Origin of the sequence: Petrimonas sp. (genome assembly GCF_963921705.1) — a bacterium.
GTDB lineage: Bacteria > Bacteroidota > Bacteroidia > Bacteroidales > Dysgonomonadaceae > Petrimonas > Petrimonas sulfuriphila.
Window position 1 is genome coordinate 280,479 of record NZ_OY997410.1, and the last position, 20,581, is coordinate 301,059.

At 46.5% G+C, this 20,581-nt stretch carries 18 protein-coding genes and 1 pseudogene; 8 read left to right on the top strand and 11 right to left on the bottom strand.

The genetic code is table 11. The features are described 5' to 3' along the window. Nucleotides 1–4 precede the first annotated feature (4 nt). Entirely contained in the window at nt 5–637 is a 633-nt protein-coding gene (locus AACM02_RS01150; RefSeq protein WP_332455872.1) for a 4'-phosphopantetheinyl transferase superfamily protein, read from the top strand. Here the strand turns inward: AACM02_RS01150 and AACM02_RS01155 are convergent. From AACM02_RS01155 to AACM02_RS01170, 4 genes are all read right to left on the bottom strand, one after another. Further along, a complete protein-coding gene (locus AACM02_RS01155) occupies nt 614–2,536 on the bottom strand; it encodes an ATP-dependent DNA helicase RecQ (protein ID WP_339115822.1) in 1,923 nt (640 codons plus the stop codon). The genes AACM02_RS01150 and AACM02_RS01155 overlap by 24 nt on opposite strands. Before the next feature lie 27 nt (nt 2,537–2,563). Next, entirely contained in the window at nt 2,564–4,279 is a 1,716-nt protein-coding gene (gene recJ / locus AACM02_RS01160) for a single-stranded-DNA-specific exonuclease RecJ (protein ID WP_339115823.1), read from the bottom strand. A gap of 209 nt (nt 4,280–4,488) precedes the next feature. Beyond that, nucleotides 4,489–5,439: an IS30 family transposase gene (locus AACM02_RS01165; protein WP_238866016.1), complete on the bottom strand. Its 951-nt coding sequence runs from the start codon at nt 5,437–5,439 to the stop codon at nt 4,489–4,491. Between the two features lie 200 nt (nt 5,440–5,639). Next, nucleotides 5,640–7,178, bottom strand: coding sequence for a peptide MFS transporter (locus tag AACM02_RS01170; protein WP_339115824.1), 1,539 nt, complete (start codon nt 7,176–7,178; stop codon nt 5,640–5,642). 102 nt (nt 7,179–7,280) lie between these two features. Between AACM02_RS01170 and mnmA the strand changes: the two genes are divergently transcribed. From mnmA to AACM02_RS01195, 5 genes and pseudogenes are all read left to right on the top strand, one after another. Beyond that, the gene (gene mnmA, locus AACM02_RS01175) at nt 7,281–8,345 is read left to right on the top strand and encodes a tRNA 2-thiouridine(34) synthase MnmA (protein WP_339115825.1); all 1,065 of its coding nucleotides are present in this window, start codon (nt 7,281–7,283) and stop codon (nt 8,343–8,345) included. Next, nucleotides 8,345–8,980, top strand: a complete 636-nt coding sequence (locus AACM02_RS01180; RefSeq protein ID WP_332455867.1) for a trimeric intracellular cation channel family protein — start codon at nt 8,345–8,347, stop codon at nt 8,978–8,980. Before mnmA ends, AACM02_RS01180 begins: the two co-directional genes overlap by 1 nt. 12 nt (nt 8,981–8,992) lie before the next feature. Then, the gene (locus tag AACM02_RS01185) at nt 8,993–9,493 is read left to right on the top strand and encodes an outer membrane beta-barrel protein (RefSeq protein ID WP_332455866.1); all 501 of its coding nucleotides are present in this window, start codon (nt 8,993–8,995) and stop codon (nt 9,491–9,493) included. A gap of 37 nt (nt 9,494–9,530) precedes the next feature. Continuing rightward, nucleotides 9,531–10,763: a GTPase HflX gene (gene hflX, locus AACM02_RS01190; RefSeq protein ID WP_339115826.1), complete on the top strand. Its 1,233-nt coding sequence runs from the start codon at nt 9,531–9,533 to the stop codon at nt 10,761–10,763. A gap of 75 nt (nt 10,764–10,838) precedes the next feature. Further along, a pseudogene (locus tag AACM02_RS01195) lies at nt 10,839–11,153 on the top strand (beta-eliminating lyase-related protein); the annotation flags it as partial. On the opposite strand, the gene creD reads toward AACM02_RS01195, so the two are convergent. From creD to AACM02_RS01220, 5 genes are all read right to left on the bottom strand, one after another. Then, entirely contained in the window at nt 11,145–12,527 is a 1,383-nt protein-coding gene (gene creD, locus AACM02_RS01200) for a cell envelope integrity protein CreD (protein ID WP_332455864.1), read from the bottom strand. The pseudogene AACM02_RS01195 and the gene creD overlap by 9 nt on opposite strands. Before the next feature lie 27 nt (nt 12,528–12,554). Then, complete coding sequence (locus AACM02_RS01205) at nt 12,555–12,857, bottom strand: transcriptional regulator (RefSeq protein WP_332455863.1); 303 nt, start codon at nt 12,855–12,857, stop codon at nt 12,555–12,557. Further along, on the bottom strand, nt 12,854–13,486 hold the full coding sequence (locus AACM02_RS01210) for a hypothetical protein (protein WP_339115827.1): 633 nt from the start codon (nt 13,484–13,486) through the stop codon (nt 12,854–12,856). Before AACM02_RS01210 ends, AACM02_RS01205 begins: the two co-directional genes overlap by 4 nt. 89 nt (nt 13,487–13,575) lie before the next feature. Continuing rightward, entirely contained in the window at nt 13,576–16,839 is a 3,264-nt protein-coding gene (locus tag AACM02_RS01215) for a glycosyl hydrolase (protein ID WP_339115828.1), read from the bottom strand. Between the two features lie 9 nt (nt 16,840–16,848). After that, nucleotides 16,849–18,231, bottom strand: a complete 1,383-nt coding sequence (locus tag AACM02_RS01220; protein ID WP_214062919.1) for an aspartate kinase — start codon at nt 18,229–18,231, stop codon at nt 16,849–16,851. 116 nt (nt 18,232–18,347) lie between these two features. On the opposite strand from AACM02_RS01220, the gene AACM02_RS01225 reads away from it, so the two are divergent. Beyond that, entirely contained in the window at nt 18,348–18,575 is a 228-nt protein-coding gene (locus tag AACM02_RS01225) for a DUF433 domain-containing protein (protein WP_214062920.1), read from the top strand. 205 nt (nt 18,576–18,780) lie between these two features. Here AACM02_RS01225 and AACM02_RS01230 read toward each other — a convergent pair whose 3' ends face one another. Then, on the bottom strand, nt 18,781–19,374 hold the full coding sequence (locus AACM02_RS01230) for a Maf family nucleotide pyrophosphatase (protein WP_214062921.1): 594 nt from the start codon (nt 19,372–19,374) through the stop codon (nt 18,781–18,783). Nucleotides 19,375–19,443: 69 nt separating this feature from the next. On the opposite strand from AACM02_RS01230, the gene AACM02_RS01235 reads away from it, so the two are divergent. After that, nucleotides 19,444–20,160: a 2-phosphosulfolactate phosphatase gene (locus tag AACM02_RS01235; protein ID WP_339115829.1), complete on the top strand. Its 717-nt coding sequence runs from the start codon at nt 19,444–19,446 to the stop codon at nt 20,158–20,160. Nucleotides 20,161–20,163: 3 nt separating this feature from the next. Here AACM02_RS01235 and AACM02_RS01240 read toward each other — a convergent pair whose 3' ends face one another. Then, entirely contained in the window at nt 20,164–20,568 is a 405-nt protein-coding gene (locus tag AACM02_RS01240; RefSeq protein WP_214062607.1) for an RNA-binding S4 domain-containing protein, read from the bottom strand. Between the last annotated feature and the right edge of the window lie 13 nt (nt 20,569–20,581).

Genomic DNA, 20,581 nt, shown 5'->3' on the forward strand with positions numbered 1-20,581 from the left:
AACAATGTTGCTTCGCAAGGAACATATCGACGGGGACGGTCTTATCGGCATAGGAAAAATAACCGACAATCACCAGGCTTTACTTCTTTCGTTGCCTCAATCGCAGCAGAGAGCTGCGGAGGAGTATGTTTCAAAAATGCGTTCGGAAAGGAGAGTTATTGAATGGCTTACCACCCGGGTTTTATTGTTTGAGCTTTTGGGTGAAGAAAAAATGATCGACAACCGTCCTGACGGGAGGCCATTCTTAATCGATGGATCCTACAAGATAAGCATTTCCCACACGAAAGACTATGCGGCTGTTTTGCTGCATAAGCAACATTCCGTTGGGATTGATGTGGAAACCATTTCGGGACGGGTGAGCAAACTGGCGGATAAATTTATTTCAGAAAACGAGTATATCGATCACTCGCAACAGGTAATCCATCAACTCCTGCACTGGTCGGCGAAAGAAACCATGTTTAAGATGATGGAGGAGAGTGAAATAGACTTCAAGGAACACCTTCATATTCACCCTTTTAATCCCGAGAGAAAGGGCGTTTTTCAAGCCAACGAATCCAAAACACCCCAGCAAAAAACGTTTCAAATTCACTACGAGGTACTGCCGGATGCGGTATTAACCTGGGCGGTGGACAGATAAAGCGATTTCATCGTCATTCAAAGACAATCTACCCCTATCCACTAAAAAACGGATTACCTTTATCACTTTCTCGGCAGGAAAACCCGGAATTGACTGCAGCAAGTTGTCTAACCGCTGCGGAGAAGTTGCTTCTAAAGACTCGGCAAGCAGTGTTTCAATCTTGTTGAACTCATAATTGGTCAATCCGGTTTCCGTTTTTCGCAAACAGACATCGCAGCTGCCACAATCTTTCGGATTTTTTTCGTCAAAATAAATCAGCAACATCCTGCTGCGGCAAATCCGTTCGTTTTCAGCATAATCAGCCATTGAAGCAATCCTTTTTTCGAACCGCTTCTTACGTTCTTCGTAAACTGATTTGGGAATGGCAACAAACTGCGTATCCTCACGCGAAGAGGTATAAACAATAAAAGGTGTTTTCTTGTGCGGCACGTAATAAATGTAGCGGAGTCTGGCCAGGTGAATAAGTGCCTGATAAACTTCTTCACGCGTTCTTCCCAACCGGATGGCCAGCATAGCTTCGTCGATATATACATCATCCGAAAAAACACCGGTATAGTTTCTGAGAATGGTATGAACCAGTTCATCATTGTCTTTCGATAAGTTCAACGAATAAAGCTCATCCCGGAAAGCCAAAAACCTCAAGCGGGAACGTGAATCCACCTCTTCGGTATACTCAATGTACCCGGCCAGCTCAAGAATTTTTAACGCGTGATGCGTCTGGAGGTGGGAGAATTTAAAAACGTGGCAAAATTCATGTAAGTTAAAATCATAAACGTTACTGCCCCCCGAACCGACGGCAACCTGGAAGTAATTGCCCAGCGCTTCGTAAACCCTTATGATGAATTCCTTCCGGGGGAAGGAGTCGGGAACCCGTTTCTTAAGCTTGACACTATCCGCTTTCGTATATAAAACAATGGCGTATGAACGTTCACCGTCGCGTCCGGCTCGTCCGGCCTCCTGATAATACTCTTCCAGTGAATTGGGCAAGTCCATGTGGATAACCAACCTCACATCGGGCTTATCGATACCCATTCCAAAGGCATTGGTTGAAACAATAACGCGGCATTCACCCGTTTTCCAGGCATTTTGCTTATACACTTTTTCTTCATGCGATAAGCCCGCATGAAAAAAATCGGCCGAAATTTTTGTCTTTTGTAAAGCCACCGCAATCTCTTTCGTTTCCCGCCGGCTGCGCACATAAACAATGCCAGAACCCTTTACCGATTTTAAGATATGTATAAGTTCGGCCATTTTGTTTTCGGCCATGCGAACCACATACGAAAGGTTATCCCGCTCAAAGCCTGTCCGGAATACATTCTTTTTCCCGAAATGCAACTTTTCCTGGATATCGTCGGCTACTTCGCATGTAGCCGTTGCCGTAAGCGCCAGTACGGGCACATTCACCAGGCGATCGCGGACATCTGCAATATTCAGGTACGAAGGGCGAAAATCATACCCCCATTGCGAGATACAATGGGACTCATCCACCACAAGCAGGCAAATGTTCATGGCACGGAGTTTTGTCAGAAAAATATCGGAAGAGAGCCTTTCGGGGGAGACATACAAGAATTTATAATCGCCGAAGATGCAATTCTCAAGAGCGGTAATAATCTCATCGCGAGACATTCCCGAATAAACGGCCGTGGCTTTAATGCCTTTCTCACGTAGGTTGTCTACCTGATCCTTCATTAACGCAATTAGCGGCGTTACAACCAAACACAATCCGTCCATGGCCAGCGCGGGAACCTGGAAGGTGAGTGACTTTCCACCTCCTGTAGGCATCAGCCCGAGCGTATCTTTTCGTTCCCAAACCGACTGAATAATCTCTTCCTGAAGCGGGCGAAACGAATCGTAACCCCAGTATTCTTTCAGGATACCGTGAAACAATGCCGACTCCATTATTCAATTGTTATTCAAACTCCAAACCTATCCCTTAATATCCCTTACCAATAACTGAGTATACGTACTTCCACCGTGACGGTTCTCTTCGATGGTATAACAAACATCCACGGGCTGCTTTTCCTTGATTTTCTTGAAATGTTCATCGGAACTGAATGCGATGGCTTGTACGGGTTCGGAAACGGTTCTATCCACAAGCTCAAGCTTGATATGATGAAATCCCCGACCCACCAGCTTGCTGCCTCCGGCATCCAAAACTCCCCGGGTAACAAAGACAGGGTTCTCGTTTTCCGGCCCAAAAGGGTTGAACAACGCTAATTCCTGAACAAATCTGGGCGTAATGGCATTCAGGGAGATTTCCGCATCCACCGTTATTTGAGGTTGCATCATTTTACTTTCGATTTCTTCAAAGGAAATCTCGTCAAACCTGCGCTTGAACTCCGATAGGTTCTCTTCCTTGAGGGTCAGACCGGCGGCGTATGTGTGCCCTCCGAAATTTTCCAGGATATCTTTACAGGCCTCGATGGCTTTGTAAACGTCAAAATTGTTGACAGACCGCGCCGATCCGGATATCATTCCACCCGATTTGGTAAGAACGATTGCCGGACGATAATATTTCTCCGTCAACCTCGAAGCAACAATGCCAATGATGCCTTTGTGCCATGTTTCGTTGTACAAAACGATGCTCTTATGTTCAGCAATATTAAAACGGTTATCCACAAAATCAACGGCCTCGTCGGTAATCCGTTTGTCCAACTCGCGGCGATCTTCGTTGTATTTATCGATGTTGACTGCTTTCTCTCTGGCCTGCGACATATCACCGGCCAGCATCAGATCAACAGCCTCCTTGCCGTTCATCATCCTCCCCGAAGCATTGATCCTCGGACCGATTTTAAAGGCAATGTCATTAACTGTAATGGGCTTTTTACTTAATCCGCAAATCTCAATAATTCCCCGTAATCCAAAACTGGGATTGGCATTCAACCGTTTCAACCCAAAATGCATCATCACCCGGTTCTCTCCCGTAATGGGCACGATATCGGCAGCAATACTTATCGCCACCAAATCGAGCAACGGCTCGATATCTGAAAATGCCAAGCCGTTACGTATGGAAAAAGCGTGAATCAGCTTGAATCCGACTCCGCAGCCGGAAAGCTCGTTGTAAGGATAGATGGAGTCTGCCCGTTTGGCGTCTACGACTGCCACAGCATCTGGCAGTTCCTCATCGGGCATGTGGTGGTCACAAATAATAAAATCGATTCCGTGCTCTTTAGCGTAAGCTACTTTTTTTATTGCCTTTATGCCGCAATCGAGGGAGATAATAAGTTTAACGTCTGTCTCAACGGCATAATCGATTCCCTGAATCGAAATGCCATACCCTTCGTCGTACCTGTCCGGTATATAATAATCAATGTTATTGGTTATCTTCCGTAAAAACTTATAAACCAACGAAACGGCGGTAGTGACGTCTACATCATAATCTCCGTATATAAGAATTCGCTCCTTGTTCCCGATTGCCTGTTCTATACGTCTTATTGCCTCCTCCATATCGGGCAGCAAGAATGGGTCGTGCAAATCGCTGAGGCTCGGATACAAAAATTTTTGGGCTTCTTCCACGCTTGAAATGCCTCGTTTCAGCAACAATTCTGTCAGTACGGGATCAATTTGTATTTCTTTCGTCAGTTCATTTTTTTTATTTTTTTGGTCGGTTGTCAGGGTAAGATAATTCCATTTGTAGGTCATTTATATAGTTTTTTTCTTTCTCTCGGAAACCGGACATTGTCCGGTGAAAGGCAACCATCCATTCACACTTGAAGCTTTGTTGCCGTGCGAAATTGTATCTATTTATAGTTATCGCAAAATATTAATTTGTAAAGTTAGAAAAAAACTTTTGAAATATCGATATAATTTGACCGGAATAAAAAAACCTAGAGTCAACCAGCAAGTGCAATTTAGTAATAATTTTTGTAAAACTCTATTTTAGGATTGCTAAAGTCTAATTTTTCTCTTGGTCTTCTGTTTAGTTTATGCTGTATTTCTTTTACTTTCTCATCGGAATAATCTTTAAATGTTGCTCCTTTTGGGATGTATTGCCGGATTAATTTATTGGCATTTTCAACAGCTCCTTTTTGCCACGATGAATAAGGATCAGTGAAATATACCGGTACTTTCAACTTTTTTGTTATCAGTTCGTGTGCTGCAAACTCGGATCCGTTATCTGTTGTAATGGTTTTCAGTTTGTCCTTATAAGGCAGCAACATAGCAATGACTTCCTTGCAAACCTGCTTAGAGTCTTTGCCCATAGGCAGTTTTCTCATCATTATAAAGTTTGTATTTCTTTCTGTCATTGTCAGTATTATTTCCTTTTGTCCGTTTCCTATTATGGTGTCCATTTCAAAATCTCCAAACCGGCTTCCGTCGGCCTCTTTTGGCCTTTGGCGAATACTTTTTCTGTTGGGTATGTTAGTGGCAGAACCTACGGGTCTTTTTCTGTATTTGAGCTTGTGGCGGCAGTGCTTGTAAAGGTTTCCTCCCGATTTCTTATCTTGCCTGATCCATTGATAAATAGTCTCGTGAGAGATAGATATTTGATCATATTTTGCGAGATATCCGCTGATTTGTTTGGGCGACCAATCTTTGCGAATGAGACGGATTATTTTCTGTTTAATCCACTCCGATGTCGATCTATTGCCCGGTAAACGTTCTTTGCGCTCTTGGGCCATCTCTTGTGCCAAACGCCATGAGTAGCCTCCAGTTTTGTTTTTGTTACGGCTTAATTCCCTATAAACCGTAGAAATATTTACCTTTATCTGCTTGGCTATTTCAGACTTGCTTGTTCCGTTTTGTAAGCCTAAATAAATAGCATATCTTTGTTCTGAAGTTAACTGTTTGTATTTTTTCATAAGCAACATAATAGTTAATTTTAGGGAGACTTCGGTCTCCTTTTTTATTTTTTTATGTTGCTGATTGACTAATTGTTTTTTTCAAAACCCCTTAAGCACTTTTGAAAGGGGATTTTGGAAAAAAACAATTAAGATAAGAAGTGTAATGTAATCAAATCTTTTGCACTTCTATCTTGAACTTAGTAAACAGCTTTTTCTCCTTACCGGATTCCGTGCATCAGTTTTTGCAGTGTTTTTGATAAGACAAACAACACTATCGACGCCAAGACCGACATAACCACAAAAATCATGAAAAAATCGAACAATGTAGCAACTTCAAAACCAAGAAATATTTTAGTCTTTCCTACTTCGGGATAGAGAGAACTTAACGTTCCGGCGAATTTGTTGGCTGTAGCCATCGACAAATACCATACGCCCATCAGCAACGAGGCAAAGCGTACAGGAGACAATTTATTAACCATCGACAACCCGATGGGAGAGAGGGTTAGCTCGCCCATGGTATGGATAAAATACAAACCGGTAAGCCAGAGCATGCTCACTTTCGCATCCGGTGCCACATTTTTCACACCGATAGCAATGAGCAAGTACCCCAGCGAAAGTAAAAACAACCCGATAGCCTGCTTGGTCGGGGAAGCCGGTTCCCTGTTTTTTTGACCCAACTTAATCCAGAGCGCGGAAAAAAGCGGAGCCAGCAGCACGACAAATACCGCGTTGAACGATTGAAACCAGCTCGCAGGCATTGTCCATCCGAAAACATGGCGGTTGGTTTGTTCTTCGGCGAAGTAGGTTAAAGAGATTCCCGCTTGTTCAAAAGCGGCCCAAAAGAAAATAACGAAAAATGCAATGATGTAAATTACCAGGATCCGTTGCCGTTCAATTTTTGTCAGCGTGGGATCAGAAATGACAAAGCCGGGAACAACGATACAAGCCGAATAGATAACAGCACCGATGATGTCTCCGTCGAACCCTTTCAGGAAAAGGAAAAACAAAAGGACACCGCCGGTCACCCACAGGGCCAGCTGCCACACATTCAGTTTTTTACCCAGATCAACACCCAACTCTCCTGCACTTTCACGCCCGGCCTTTTGGGCAGGAACTATTCCGATGGCCTCACCGTTGGGGCCTACCAGGTAACGGCTGTTTCTGGCAACATAGAACACCAGGCTTAACACCATAGTTATTGCAGCTGCGAGGAAACCCCACCTGAAGTCGGCCGGATTCCCGGTGTCACCCAGGTATCCGCACAGCAGAGGAGCCATAAAAGCACCCATATTCACTCCCATATAGAAAATGGTGTAGGCTGAATCGAGCCTTTTGTCTCCGGGTTCATAGAGCCTGCCGACAATTGACGATAAGTTGGGCTTAAAAAAACCATTGCCGAAAATAAGGCCGCCCAATCCGCCGTACATCAGCCATTTGGCCAGTTCGGTGTTTTCGAAATGGAGAGCACTGAAAAACATCAGGAACTGCCCCATCACCATCAGAAGCGCCCCCCAGAATATGGAGCGGCGCATGCCCAGATACCTGTCAGCAACGTAGCCTCCAATAAGCGGGGTCAGGTAAACCAGCCCGGTATAGTTTCCGTAAATGGCGGACGCAAACTCTTTATCGAGCATCAGCGCATTGATAAGGTACAGGGTGAAAATAGCACGCATTCCGTAGTAACTGAAGCGTTCCGACATTCCGGTAATAAAAATAAAGTACAGCCCTTTGGGGTGAGAGGAGTGTGCAGCAGACATAACGTTCTTTTCTTTGAGACCTCAAAATTATAACTTTTAGCCGAAACGTAACGCCCAACTACTATCTATTTCGTAACTTTGCATCCGAAAAAGAACAAAATAATGGAAATTGCAGCATTGGTGTCGGGAGGCGTGGATAGTTCTGTTGTGGTTCATCAGTTGAAAGAGATGGGCTACGATCCCACCATTTTCTATATCAAGATCGGCATGGAGGATGAACAGGGCTATATCGATTGCCCCTCGGAAGAGGATATCGAGATCGTGACCTTTATCGCCAAAAAGTACGGCTGTCGCTTCGAAATTGTTTCGTTGCACGAAGAGTACTGGAACAGCGTGGTTCAATACACCATCGATTCGGTGAAGCGGGGATTGACTCCCAATCCGGATATGATGTGCAACAAACTGATCAAGTTCGGAACCTTCGAACAAAAATGGGGACATCATTTCGATAAGATTGCCACGGGACATTACGCTACAACCACCGAATCAGAAGGCCTGACGTGGCTTTCCACCGCTAAAGATCACGTAAAAGACCAGACCTATTTTTTAGGGCAGGTGAGTTACGTGCAAGTTGCAAAACTGATGTTTCCTATCGGGAACCTGTTGAAATCGGAAGTCAGGAAAATTGCTGCGGACAATAAACTCCCCTCGGCTCAACGAAAAGACAGCCAGGGGATCTGCTTCCTCGGCAAAGTCAATTACAACCACTTTATCGAACGCTACCTCGGCAAAAAGGAGGGCCTGATCGTAGAGTTGGAAACGGGAAACATTATCGGCAGGCATCAGGGATTCTGGTTTCACACCATCGGCCAGCGAAAAGGCCTCGGCTTAAGCGGCGGACCCTGGTTTGTAATAAAAAAAGACGTGAACCGCAACATCGTTTACGTATCAAAAGGATACAACACCAGGCATCAGTATGGCAATGTGGTTAACCTTCAGGGATTTTCGTTTATAACCAAAGATATCTGGGGCGACTTCGACGGTGAAAAAGAAGTTACGTTTAAGATCCGTCATACTCCGGAATTTACCCGGGGGCGCATTTCTAAAACCGGCGATCTGTACAGCATTTCCTCCGGCTTGCCTATCCAGGGTATCGCCGCAGGCCAGTTCGGAGTGGTGTATGACACGGAAAGTCACTTGTGCCTGGGAAGCGGGATGATAATTTAATGGAATTGATAGAAAACATCCAGTTTGTAAACATTATCGAATTTCTTGGGACCTTCGCCTTTGCCATCAGCGGGGTGCGGATGGCATCGACCAAGAATTTCGATCTGTTCGGCGCATTCACCATCGGGTTTGTCACAGCTATCGGAGGCGGAACGCTCCGCGATTTATTCATTGGCGTAACCCCTTTCTGGATGCTGAACCCGGTCTATCTTTGGGCAACGCTGCTGGCCCTTCTGTTTGTCCTGTTGTTCAAAAACAAGGTGGTCAGGCTTCAATACACTTTCTTTCTTTTCGACAGTATTGGCTTGGGGCTGTTTGTGGTAGTGGGGGCCGAGAAAACGCTGGCAATGGGTTTTGCTCCGTGGGTGGCAGTTATTATGGGCACGATTACCGGTTCTTTCGGCGGGATGCTTCGCGACATCCTGATCACCCAGATCCCGCTTATCTTCAGAAAAGAGATTTATGCCCTGGCATGTGTTGCGGGGGCCATTTTCTTCACAATGGGATACGCACTCGATCTGAACATAGTGGTCAACGAGGTGGCAACGGCATCCATTGTAATACTCACCCGGATATTGGCTGTAAAATTCCAATGGCATCTGCCGATCTTAAAAGGAGAAAAAAACAAATTATAAATGGGGTACGACATGAAAAGACTCATCGGTTTATCCATCCTGCTTTTGGCCCTGTTCCCGTCGAAATCATTCGCACAGTACGAAGGGACTGTGGGGCTGGGAGTCCACGCCGGCTATAGCAACAAGGCAAAAAATGTTGGAGCAGGCATACACCTGCATTATTATCACACCAATCAACTGCGGTTTGCTCCTTCTTTCAGCTGTTATTTACCGTCAAAAGGGAACAGTATGTGGGAAGCCGATGCCGACGCGCACTACATAGTTCCCTTGTCGTGGTTGTTTTCTTTTTATCCGGTGGCAGGATTGAATTATTCAAACCGGAAGTTCGACGCATCAAAAACAAACGACACGGGGTTGCAGGACTGGACGAAACACCGTATTGGCGCTAACCTGGGACTGGGCATTCAGTATGACTTCGGATACAAGACGAGGATCAGTGTCGAATACAAATACCGGTTTATCAAAGACTTTTCGCAATCGTCTTTCACGGCCGGAATCGGGTTTTGGATATAACTGGCTAGCCTAATAGCCTAAAAAATCTGCGAGAAAAATGAAAGATTTTATAACAAGTGAGATAAAAAACGAAAACGCTGTTCTAGTAGGGCTTATCACGCCCGAACAAAGCGAGGAGAAAGTAAACGAGTACCTGGACGAGCTGGCTTTCCTGGCCGAAACAGCCGGGCTTGTTCCCGGCAAACGTTACGTTCAGCGATTGGATATGCCTAACGCGGTCACTTTCGTTGGTACGGGGAAACTGCAGGAAATATCGGAGTATGTGTTGGATGAAGACAACCAAGTGGGCGTGGTTATTTTCGACGATGAACTATCGGCAAAACAGATCCGGAACATTGAAAAAGAACTGAAAATCAGGATACTCGACCGGACAAGCCTTATCCTCGATATCTTTGCCATGCGTGCACAGACGTCGCATGCGAAAGCACAGGTAGAACTGGCACAATACCAATACTTGCTTCCCCGTTTAACAAGAATGTGGACCCATCTGGAGCGTCAGCGAGGAGGAGGAGGTGTCATTATGCGCGGTCCCGGAGAAACTCAGCTGGAAACCGACCGGCGAATTGTTCTCGATCGCATTGCACGCCTTAAAAACGAACTCAAAGACATAGATAAACAGAAGACCGTCCAGCGAAAAAACAGGGGAAAACTCGTGCGCGCAGCTCTTGTCGGCTACACCAATGTAGGCAAATCCACGCTGATGAACCTGCTGAGCAAATCGGAAGTATTTGCCGAAAATAAACTGTTTGCCACGCTCGACACTACTGTACGGAAAGTCACTATCGAAAATCTGCCTCTCCTGTTGACGGATACGGTAGGATTTATCCGTAAATTGCCCACAAACCTCATTGAGTCGTTTAAATCTACCCTCGATGAAGTGCGCGAAGCCGATATTCTCGTCCACGTCGTGGATATTTCACACCCTGCGTTTGAAGAACAGATCGATGTGGTAGAAAAAACACTTTACGATATTGACAAAACCAAGAAGCCAACGATTTTGGTTTTCAACAAAATAGACGCTTTCTCGCACGTTGAAAAAGAGGAAGATGACCTAACGCCCAAAACCCGGCAAAACACATCGCTCGAAGAACTGAAACAGTCGTGGATGAGCAAACTCAACGAGAACGCCATTTTTATTTCAGCAAAAGAAAAAACCAACATCGAAGAGCTTAAGTCACTCATCTACGAAAGAGCCAGGGAAATTCACATACAACGATTCCCATACAACGATTTCTTGTACCAGACTTATGATGAAGAAACGGAGATCTAAACTGCAATATATCCATATCAAACGCCGGGACGGCTACCCTTACTTCAATGCATAATTGAACCTTATCCCTGCTATAATGTACCGAGGGAAGAATTTATCGCCCAGACACTGGGTATCGAGCTGTATATGGAAGCGGGAATCCGAGGCGTGGAAGTAGGAGCTTTACTAGCCGACCGCGATCCGACAACCCGCAAAAACCGTTACCCGGCCCTGGAACTTCTCCGGTTGGCCATACCCCGCCGGACGTATACCAACAACCATATGGATGTAGTAGCAGTAGCACTCAAAAACGTGTACGACCGGCGGGACAAAATTACAAAAGGTTATTCCATTGCGTACGAAGAACCCATCATGCGCCATTTTACAGTTGAGCTGGAGCGGTCAGAATGAAAACAGCGAAGAGGTTACTTTCTTCGAATAATACATGATCACGGCCAGGATGGCAAACAATCCCAGGCTGCCGACAAGCAGGGCATAGCTCTCCATTTGTATAAGAATGAATATAAAGAGGTAAAGGAAAGCAAGCAATGTGCCTACCAAAAAACCGTTCTTACGGCTTTTCAGGATGCTTCCCATGTGGAACATGATCAAAAGGGTGGTCATGACCGCCGCCGCAAGGTACGCGAGATTAAACCCAAGCAATTCGGACATGGAAAGCAACAGGGTATAAAACAGCACTAAAGCCAACCCGACAAGTATATATTGGAACGGGTTTACCGGCTTCTTTTGCAACAGCTCTATAAAGAAAACCACCACAAAGGTGAGCAAGACAATGAGGATGCCGTATTTGACACTGCGCATGTTTTGCTGGTATTGGTCGACCGCCTGAATAAACCGCACCCCGAATCGTGACGATGCCATTTGATTAATGGCATTGCTGTCGTCGGAACGTATAGCCTGTCCGAAACTACGGTTAAGATCAAGCACCCTCCATTCTGCCGAAAAGCCCGCCTTATCTATATCCCGAGTTTGGGGAAGGAATTCACCGTCGAAACTGGGTGTTGCCCAATCCGACCGTATGGCGGCAGTGGTAGTTTTTCCCGTGGGAACGATGTATAGCCCATGCGAACCGTTCAATTTTAACGAAACGGTAAAAGGGAACGTTTCCTGTAAGGCGGAATCGGGATTGAGGGAATCCATTTTCGCGTTCAACCCCACACGGAACAACTCGTATGCGATGTTGGCATTTTTACCCGCTTCTCCCCTGCCGGTTTCCAGGTTTTCAACAGGAATTCCGGGGTCGAAGGTTGTGGTCTGCCCATTGCTCTGTAACGAAACATTGTCTTTTATGCCTTTCAGGTCGGAAAGTCCGATAATAATCCGCACATCGTCCCATTTAACCTGTGAAAGTTGTACATTCTGCCGGGTGATTACCGACCCATCAAACTGTCCCGACAAAACAATATCGGAGCCATAAACCGATGCGTCGTAAATGCCTCTTTTCCTTTTTTCTACCCGTGTGGAGATTTTTACATCCAATGTTTCGGGCAACACCAGCAAGTTTCTATTTACCGTGATTTCCTTTTTGTCCTCAACCCTGATTTCCTCATAGGGAACCACAAGGCAGGGCCCGGTAACAGTCTGTTCCCCTCCCCATTTCGATGTAATCTCCTGCACTGCTCCCTGCCGGGTGTTCTGCCGCTCGCGGATCAGCGACTGGATCATGGCCAGCGGAATAAGCAACATCACTGTAAGTATTGCCACGGAAAAGGCCTTGATGGTTGTAGAATACCGCTCGATAAGGTTTCGTTTTTCTGTTTCCATAATTTTTACTTGTTAGATAAAGCTTTTTTAATCGGTTGCCTGTTTAATAAATGCTTCCAATGCTTGCAGATGCTCCTTGAAGGCTTGTTCGCCTTCACAGGTCCTGGAATATGTTGTCCGGGGTTTCCGTTCGATAAATTCCTTTTTCACTTCAATGTACCCCAATCCTTCAAGCGTTTTGAGGTGGCTTGCCAGATTGCCATCGGTGAGGCCCAGCATTTCCTTGAACGTATTGAAATCCACCTCATTATTCACCATCAGCATCGACATTATGCCCAGGCGTACCTTGCTTTCGAAAGCCTTGTTAATATCTTCGAGAAATTCCTTCACGATAACCTTTCTTTTCTTTCGATGCTTACGTAGAAATAAATTCCGTAAAGGATGTGCAAGACTCCGAAACCGGCCGACCAGAACAGCAGGCCTTTTCCGGGAAAGAACGCACACAACAGGCCCAAAGCCATCTCTGCACAACCCAGCCAGAAAATATTCCCGTAGGTGTATTTAGAAGCGTTGATCAACGAAACACCGTAGAACAGCAACATGACTGGTGCAACAATCCCGACGTATCCATTGAGAAGCAGGGCCAGGCAAAAAATACCCCCGGCGGTAAGCGGCAGGAAAAAGTTGAAAAATGTCCGGTAAGCCGGTTTGTTGAAAAAAGAGTGCTGCCTTTTTTTTGCTTTCCGCACCGAGAAAAACAGGATTGTCCCCAACGCCAGGACAAACACGAATAGTGCCGTAACAATAAGTTGCGGCACAACGGCAAGCCACGGCGGAGCGGAATAACCGTCCGGCCCGGAGACAACCGAAGCCAGGACACTCCGGGCAATCCATGACCCCCCCAACGCGTACAAACCGATAAGGATGGCGGAAGTGCCGCTGAAAGAGATGAACCTCGACGACTTCTCCATCATCGCCCTGATCTCTTTTACAGTTTCTATTGCTTCAATATTTTTCATAATAAAAAGTACTTTGAACTACAAAGTAAAGGATAAAAAATTAAAGCCGGCACAAAACAGACCGACTTTAACTTATTTTAATTGTTTTTCTAGCGGCTGACCAACTCGATTGAAACCGGTCCCATAAGCCCATACTCCTTTAGCGGGGCTTTGGCTTCGGGCCCCGCAATGGTCCATGTTCTCCTGCTTTCTTCAGGCAACCCGGCATCGTACACCAACCGGTTGAACCAGGTACTGGTTACCTCCACCTGCAAATTATTCTCTCCTTCCTGCAGATACCGGGTAACATCCAGCACGTACGGTGAGGTCCAGCAAGTACCAACTTCCTGGCCGTTTATCCTTATTCTGGCGATAACCTCCACCCGGCCCAAATTCAAGTGGTACGCCGTTGTTCCAGACTTACGGTCTAACGTAAAGGTGGTCTCATAGGTAGCCGTCCCGGAGAAAGATTTCCCTTCTTCCGATACCGGGAAATCTTTCCAGGCAATCAGTTTTTGGGTAACCACCGGTGAGTTTTCCACTCCCCACCCTCCGGGAAAATAAACTTGCCAGGATGCCTGGCTTAAGTCCAACTTTTCCGTTGGTTGCGGCTGTCTAAGCGGCTTATTCGATTTTCTATTTTTAAAAACGAGAAAACAGGAGCTTCCGGCCGGAATATCCAGTTCAACCTCCGTGTAATTATCCTTTACGTTGGAATTTACCGCAACGATTTCCCCGGATAACGGATCCCAAAGTTCCGCATTTCCCCGGATACGAAAAGAAGCCAAGCCCCGGTACCCCTTTTCAGGAGAGGTTGAGAGGAAATAGATGCCGGACTCACCAGTTTGGCGGTGCAGCCAGCGCAGGTCGGGGGAATGGGCAAGAATGTCCGGCGGGATATTTTCCGCTGTCAGAACGGTAGCTATATCTGATGTATTGTAAACTTTCCCTTTCCCCAGGGTAAGCATGTTTTTCGAGCCGTCTCCCCACAGTTTTCCGACGGCTTTGTCGAACCTCAGTTTTGTTTCATCCCCACCGCTTAAGGTAGCTATACCCGACGGGGCATCTCCGGCAAGAATCACCCCCGCTTCCACGAACGAAGCGATCTTTTCTAACGTTTCCGGCAGCATCCTCCTGCAATCGTACAACCACAACACTCGGTACTGGATTCCTTCAGGAGTGACCAGCTTGCCATTCTTAACCGACAAGCGGTTCAACAAAATATCGGGATTGCAATAATCGTAGGAATATCCTTCGGGGAAAGGAAGTAACTGGGGCGGCTTATGATTTTGTTCGTCTCCCAGATACATCAATACGTCCGATACCGGGTTTCCCGTTTCCAGCATGTAATTACACCTCGCCAGGTAATCCGTGAACAGGGGCATGTGCTGCCACCAGGTCTGTAAGCGCAGGAACGGCGTACCGATCTTTGTTCCGAACGATGTGCCGGGAGGCAGGAAATCCGTACGCGGGTTATGAGTATAAGTATGGAAAACCAGATGGGTCACCCCTTTGGCAAAATGGTCATCGGCAATGTCTTTTAAGAAACGGGGATGTTCATCCCAAGTAAGGTTGAAAGAGGTGAACGCTTCTGCCGCCACCCTCTTTTTTCCGTAACCCCGCGCGGCAGAGACGGCCGGTCTGACCGGCTTGAATTCAATGCTCCCCACAAACGAATCCGAGCGTGGCTGCCAGAATTCACACATGGGAACATCGGCATGTTTGTAGTATTCCAGAATATCTCCGGGAAAAACATCACCCGATGCCGTCTCAAAAGAGACCGTCAATCCGTTTTCATCGGCCAGCTTTTTTATCTCCCCAAAAAAGTTTTCCACCAGCAGATCGTTGAGGGTCACGCGCCAGTCACGAAGAAACCGCGCTGTATTCTCCGGATTATCCACCACATACCCGAACAAGGCAGGCAACCTGGAGCGAAGGGCGTAACTCCATTGATTATCAAATATTTTATCGAGATCGGTCGTCCAGGTCTGCGTCTTGCATTCCCAACTATCCAGCAGGACGCCTTGCAGCAATCCGTCTTTCAGCGCTCCATCTCCTTTAATCAAACGCCCGACGTACCCATCAAAGTTCGCTCTTATACCGCTAGGGTGGAGTTTGGTTGCCTCCCAGCCCGTTGCTTCGGGAGGGGCCGGTCCGTTTTTCTGGCCCGTATTGACATGTCCTATACGAAGAACGGTCCAGTTCCCCGCAGGAACAGTCCAGTTAAGTTTTCCTGAAGAATCCATATGATTGGATATGTCCACAATCGTGGAGGGATCAACCCAGGAGCGGGGATCCTGTTGTGGATATTCCTCCCTGACAATCCTTCTCAACGTCCACGCGGCTTCTGACTCCCAGTTCTGCTGACGGGCAGCAGAATAAAAATGGATGTACGGCAAAGTCATTTCATGCAGGTTGGAAATCTCAATCCGGTAAGAATCGGAAGGTGTCTCTGCACAGGCAATCGATAGGGGTTGGTCGTCCTGCCAGTTTGCAGCCGGCATGTCAATAAATGCCACCCGGCGCCTTTCACCGGGCAAGTTGGCGTAAACGGCTACCTTTACTCCCGGTGAATAAACCCGGGCATGCGAATAGGAATTTATGGGAGGAAATTCAACCGTTCGCAAGGTAGTTATTTCCGGAAACGTGATATCCACGACAGTAGGTTCATCCACCGAAGGAGGGATCGTGAGGGTCTTCCGGTCTACCAGGCAATCGCGCCAAGACAAGCCGGAGCGATTGCTTGTGATTCTGGAAGGGATCAACCGTGCGCCAGTATCACCTTCGGGTGTTGGGAACGCGATCACAAACAAATCCCGGTAATCGCGCCACTCTTCCTCTATGTTCCCGGGCTTTGCCAGGGTTATCTCCGACGCGACACCTCCGGCCAGGTCTGTCCGCGAATATACCAGGTGCCGCATGCAATTCTCCGGTTCAATCCACGGCCCACCGGCATACGACCAGCCGGGACAATTTTGCATGGTAAACCGCAGATTCAACCTTTTGCACTCTTCAGCCGTCCATTGTACAAGTTCGTCCCAATCTTCACTTAAGGTCTGAATCTGAGGCGAAACACCGGGCCATTCTCCTCCGAACTGGCCATGGAACAACTGAATGCCAGAGATTCCCGCTTTAGCTATAGCTTCCAGGTCGGCGGTTATTCCCGGTTTGGAAACGTTTCCACCGATAAAATGATACCACGTTTCGGGGTAATACTCCCTGTCTGGCGTTTTAAACGCCTCTTCACTTAACAGGCCATTCTCCGATTCTTTTTTTTCCTGTGGATTCAAACAAGAAAAGAAAAAGAATAGGGACATGCTGTAAAGAAAGAAAAAGAAAAATCGTTCTTTCCGGCGCGACAGATATGCTTTCATTACGGCAAACTATCTTTTACACAACGCTTCGTTCAGGGCGATCACTCCCTCTTCGTATTGCTCGCGGGAAATGACAAACTGCATATTCACCTGCATCAGTGATTGGGCAAAACTCTCTACGTTTATACCCTTTTCGTGCAACGCCTTTGCCGCCCGATAAAGGAATCCAGGCATAGCAATGTTCGTTCCCATGGCACAGACAATGGCAGCCGGCAACACCGTTACCTGGTAAAATACCTCCTTGAGTACCCGGATAAGTTCGTGAGCCCTCTCTTCATCCCAGACCACCATAGTGATAGAATTGGCGTTGGTAGATTTCAGGATGTAGCTCACATTGTATTTTTGGAAATACTGCATGATTCGCGCATCGTAACCCACTTCGCCTACCATCATCGGATCGTGGATCTCCAAAGCGATCACTTTGCGTGACCCCGAAACGATTTCAACACGCGCCTCGGGCGAAATATAATCCCGTGAAATCAATGTTCCCGGATGTTCCGGTTCGAAAGTGTTTTTAATGCGTATGTTGATTCCAGCCAACTCCAGGGGCTTCGCAGCTTTCGGGTGAATAGCCTCCATGCCGATGTCTGCCAGCTGGTCGGCAATAATATAATTGGTTTGTCCAACAGGAACACTGTTTTCTACCCCAACAATTTTAGGATCGGCGCTGGAAAGGTGGTATTCTTTGTGTATAACCGCTTCATCTGCTTTCACTTCAACGGCGATCTTACTGAAGGTTACTTCTGAATATCCGCGGTCAAATGCGCGCATAATACCTTCTGTTCCTTTCGTATATCCTGTTGCCACACAGACGATATTGCTAAAATCGACTCCTGCAAATTCGCGATGGATACGCTGGTCAATGGTCAGCGGCTCATTGTCGTTGAAACCGCAAAGGTCGATAAACCGGGCATTTATACCGTTATTGTTCAATATGTTGACCGAATTCCATCCCGAATGGGCTTCTCCAAGGGAAGCCAGGATTTCCCTGGCCGCCAGGTGGATGTCAGTCATGTTTACGTATCCCGACGCAAGTACTTTTCCCAAGCTGTAGAGCAGGGTTTTTGCCTGGTCCACTCGAAACCGGATAAAATCACGCGCTTCTTTCAAGTCCAGGCCAATGTCGGCAAATCCATCGTTGATCAGTAAGAGCCGTTGACAGAACGAGTCCAGTGCACTGCTGTAATCTTCCCCGTTCAAAAACTTGTTGTAAATCCCGGGCTCACCCGTCTTTTTATGTTCCAGCAACCAATTGGTCACGTTGTTGTATGCCGAAACTACAAATATACGGTTGTAATACTCATCACCTTTGCGATGGCCTTTTATGATGTTTTGAAGCACATCCTGAAACTGAGACATGGATGTTCCGCCGATTTTTTCTACTGTAAGCATCGTTTTGTTTGCAATTTTAAATCCGTCAGGGACGGAGAAGTTTTATGACGTGCAAATGTAGGGATTTTTTTTGCAGATTAGAAAAAATGACGTAATTTGCGTAAAAATTTTCAGTTATGATTAATTATAAAGAAATTATCACCATAGAACCTGGTAAACGCGGGGGAAAGCCCGTCATAAGGGGAATGCGGATAACCGTAGGGGATATTCTCGGATGGCTTGCTTCCGGAATGACAATCCCAGAAATCTTGTCCGATTTTGATGAATTGACAGAGACAGATATCTATGCGGCATTAAGTTTCGCGGCAAACAGAGAGAATAAGACCTATCTAATAGCGGTATGAAACTATTTAATTAATTGCTCGACAACGGTTAAGCATGAAGGGCTATGGGTTCCCGCCAAAAATAATTTGGATTCGTACGGGAAATCTAAAAACCATGGAAATTGCGGATATTCTGAGAAACTACTCAAAAGATATTGATAATTTCATCGATGATAATAATTTTGGATGTTTTGAAATCCTTAAATTAAAGTAACAAATCCTTTAGTCATTTCCTGGCAAACCCGAAACTCGATTTCAATTCTTCATACACACGGTGAATCGGTAACCCCATAACGTTAAAATAAGAGCCTTCAATATGTTTTACCGCCACGTAGCCGATCCATTCCTGCACTCCGTAAGCGCCGGCTTTGTCCAACGGGCTGTATCTTTCCACGTAGTATTCAATCTCCTCTTCCGATAATTCGGTAAAAGTAACCCGGGTAGTGTCGGAAAAAGCCACTTGTTTTTTCGTGGATGTAAGACAAACCCCCGTGATGACCCGGTGTGTCTGGCCCGAAAGTTCTCGGAGCATCCGCTTTGCTTCGGCATTATCCATCGGTTTCCCGTAGACTTTATTGTTCAGCAGGACAACGGTATCGGCCGTAATCAGGAGTTCATTGTCTTTAAGCTGTGGCAGGTAAGCGGTTGTTTTTTTAAGGGCAAGGTATTCCGCCACCTTCTCCGGGGGAGTATCGTTGGTGTATGTTTCTTCGATATCGGGCAACGTTCTTATTTCGTACTCAATGTCGATACCGGTAAGCAGTTCTTTTCGCCGGGGAGAGTTGGAGGCGAGGATAAGGTGATAATTTGCAATGGCCATTCCCTAAATTTTCAACAAAGTTACAAAACAAAGTTTGTTTTTTGTAAATTTGCACGAAACTCATTGTCTATGATTGTTGATATTTGCCTCTCTCCCGCCCTTTACCCCTATTATCAGAAGGAGAACGATGTGGTTGTGGTAGTCGATATATTCCGGGCCACCACCACGATGTGTGCTGCTTTCAATAACGGAGCTGCCTCTATAATTCCCGTTGCCGACATCGAACGGGCAAAGAGGTACAAATCAGAGGGATTCCTGGTAGGGGCTGAAAGAAAAACCCGTCGCGTGGAGTTTGCCGATTTTGGAAACTCCCCGTTTGAATATACGCCGGATAAAGTGTCGGGACGGGATATTGTTTTCACCACAACCAATGGCACGAGGGCTATAGAGGCTGCAAAAGATTGCGGACGGCTTTTTATCGGCGCGTTTTCCAACATAGACAACCTGGCCGACACCTGCTTGTCGTCGGGTGAAAGAATTGTGGTCTTATGTGCCGGCTGGAACAACTGCGTAAGTATGGAAGACACGTTGTTTGGCGGAGCCTTTGTGAAAAAATTGTCGGAAAGGGCGGAAATTGTTTTTGGATCAGACGCTGTGCGGATAGCAATGGAGTTATGGGAAAAAGCCAGAAACTCCCCGATGGATTATCTGAAAAACGCCGACCATTACCACCGCCTCATCGCCAACGGCGCAGAGGGCGATGCGGCCTATTGCCTCCAGCGGAATACGGTCTCGGTGGTGCCGTATTACAACAGGGAAAGTAAAAAGCTTACAGTGTTGCAATAGCTTTTATTCATCCCAGTCAAACTCATCAAAATCGAATTTATCGGTAAACTGGTCCAGATCGCGGCGTTCTTTTTTGGTGGGGCGCCCGGTTCCGCGCTGCCTGTCCACGAATCCGCTTATCTTGTTCAATTCCAGTATTTCGTATTGCTCAGGAGGGGTAACATTTTCCATAAATTGCGGGACAAGTTTTGCCCCCATCCGTTTATCGGATAAACCCAGCACTTTAAACGAAAAAGTAACCGGCGGCTTACGTACCTGAACGACATCTCCGACACGAATCATCCTCGACGGTTTCACCGATACGTTATCGATCAACACACGCCCTTTCTTGCATGCATCCAACGCAACCGTTCGGGTTTTAAAAATCCGCACAGCCCACATCCATTTATCGATCCGAACTTCGTTCATCCTTTTTGATACA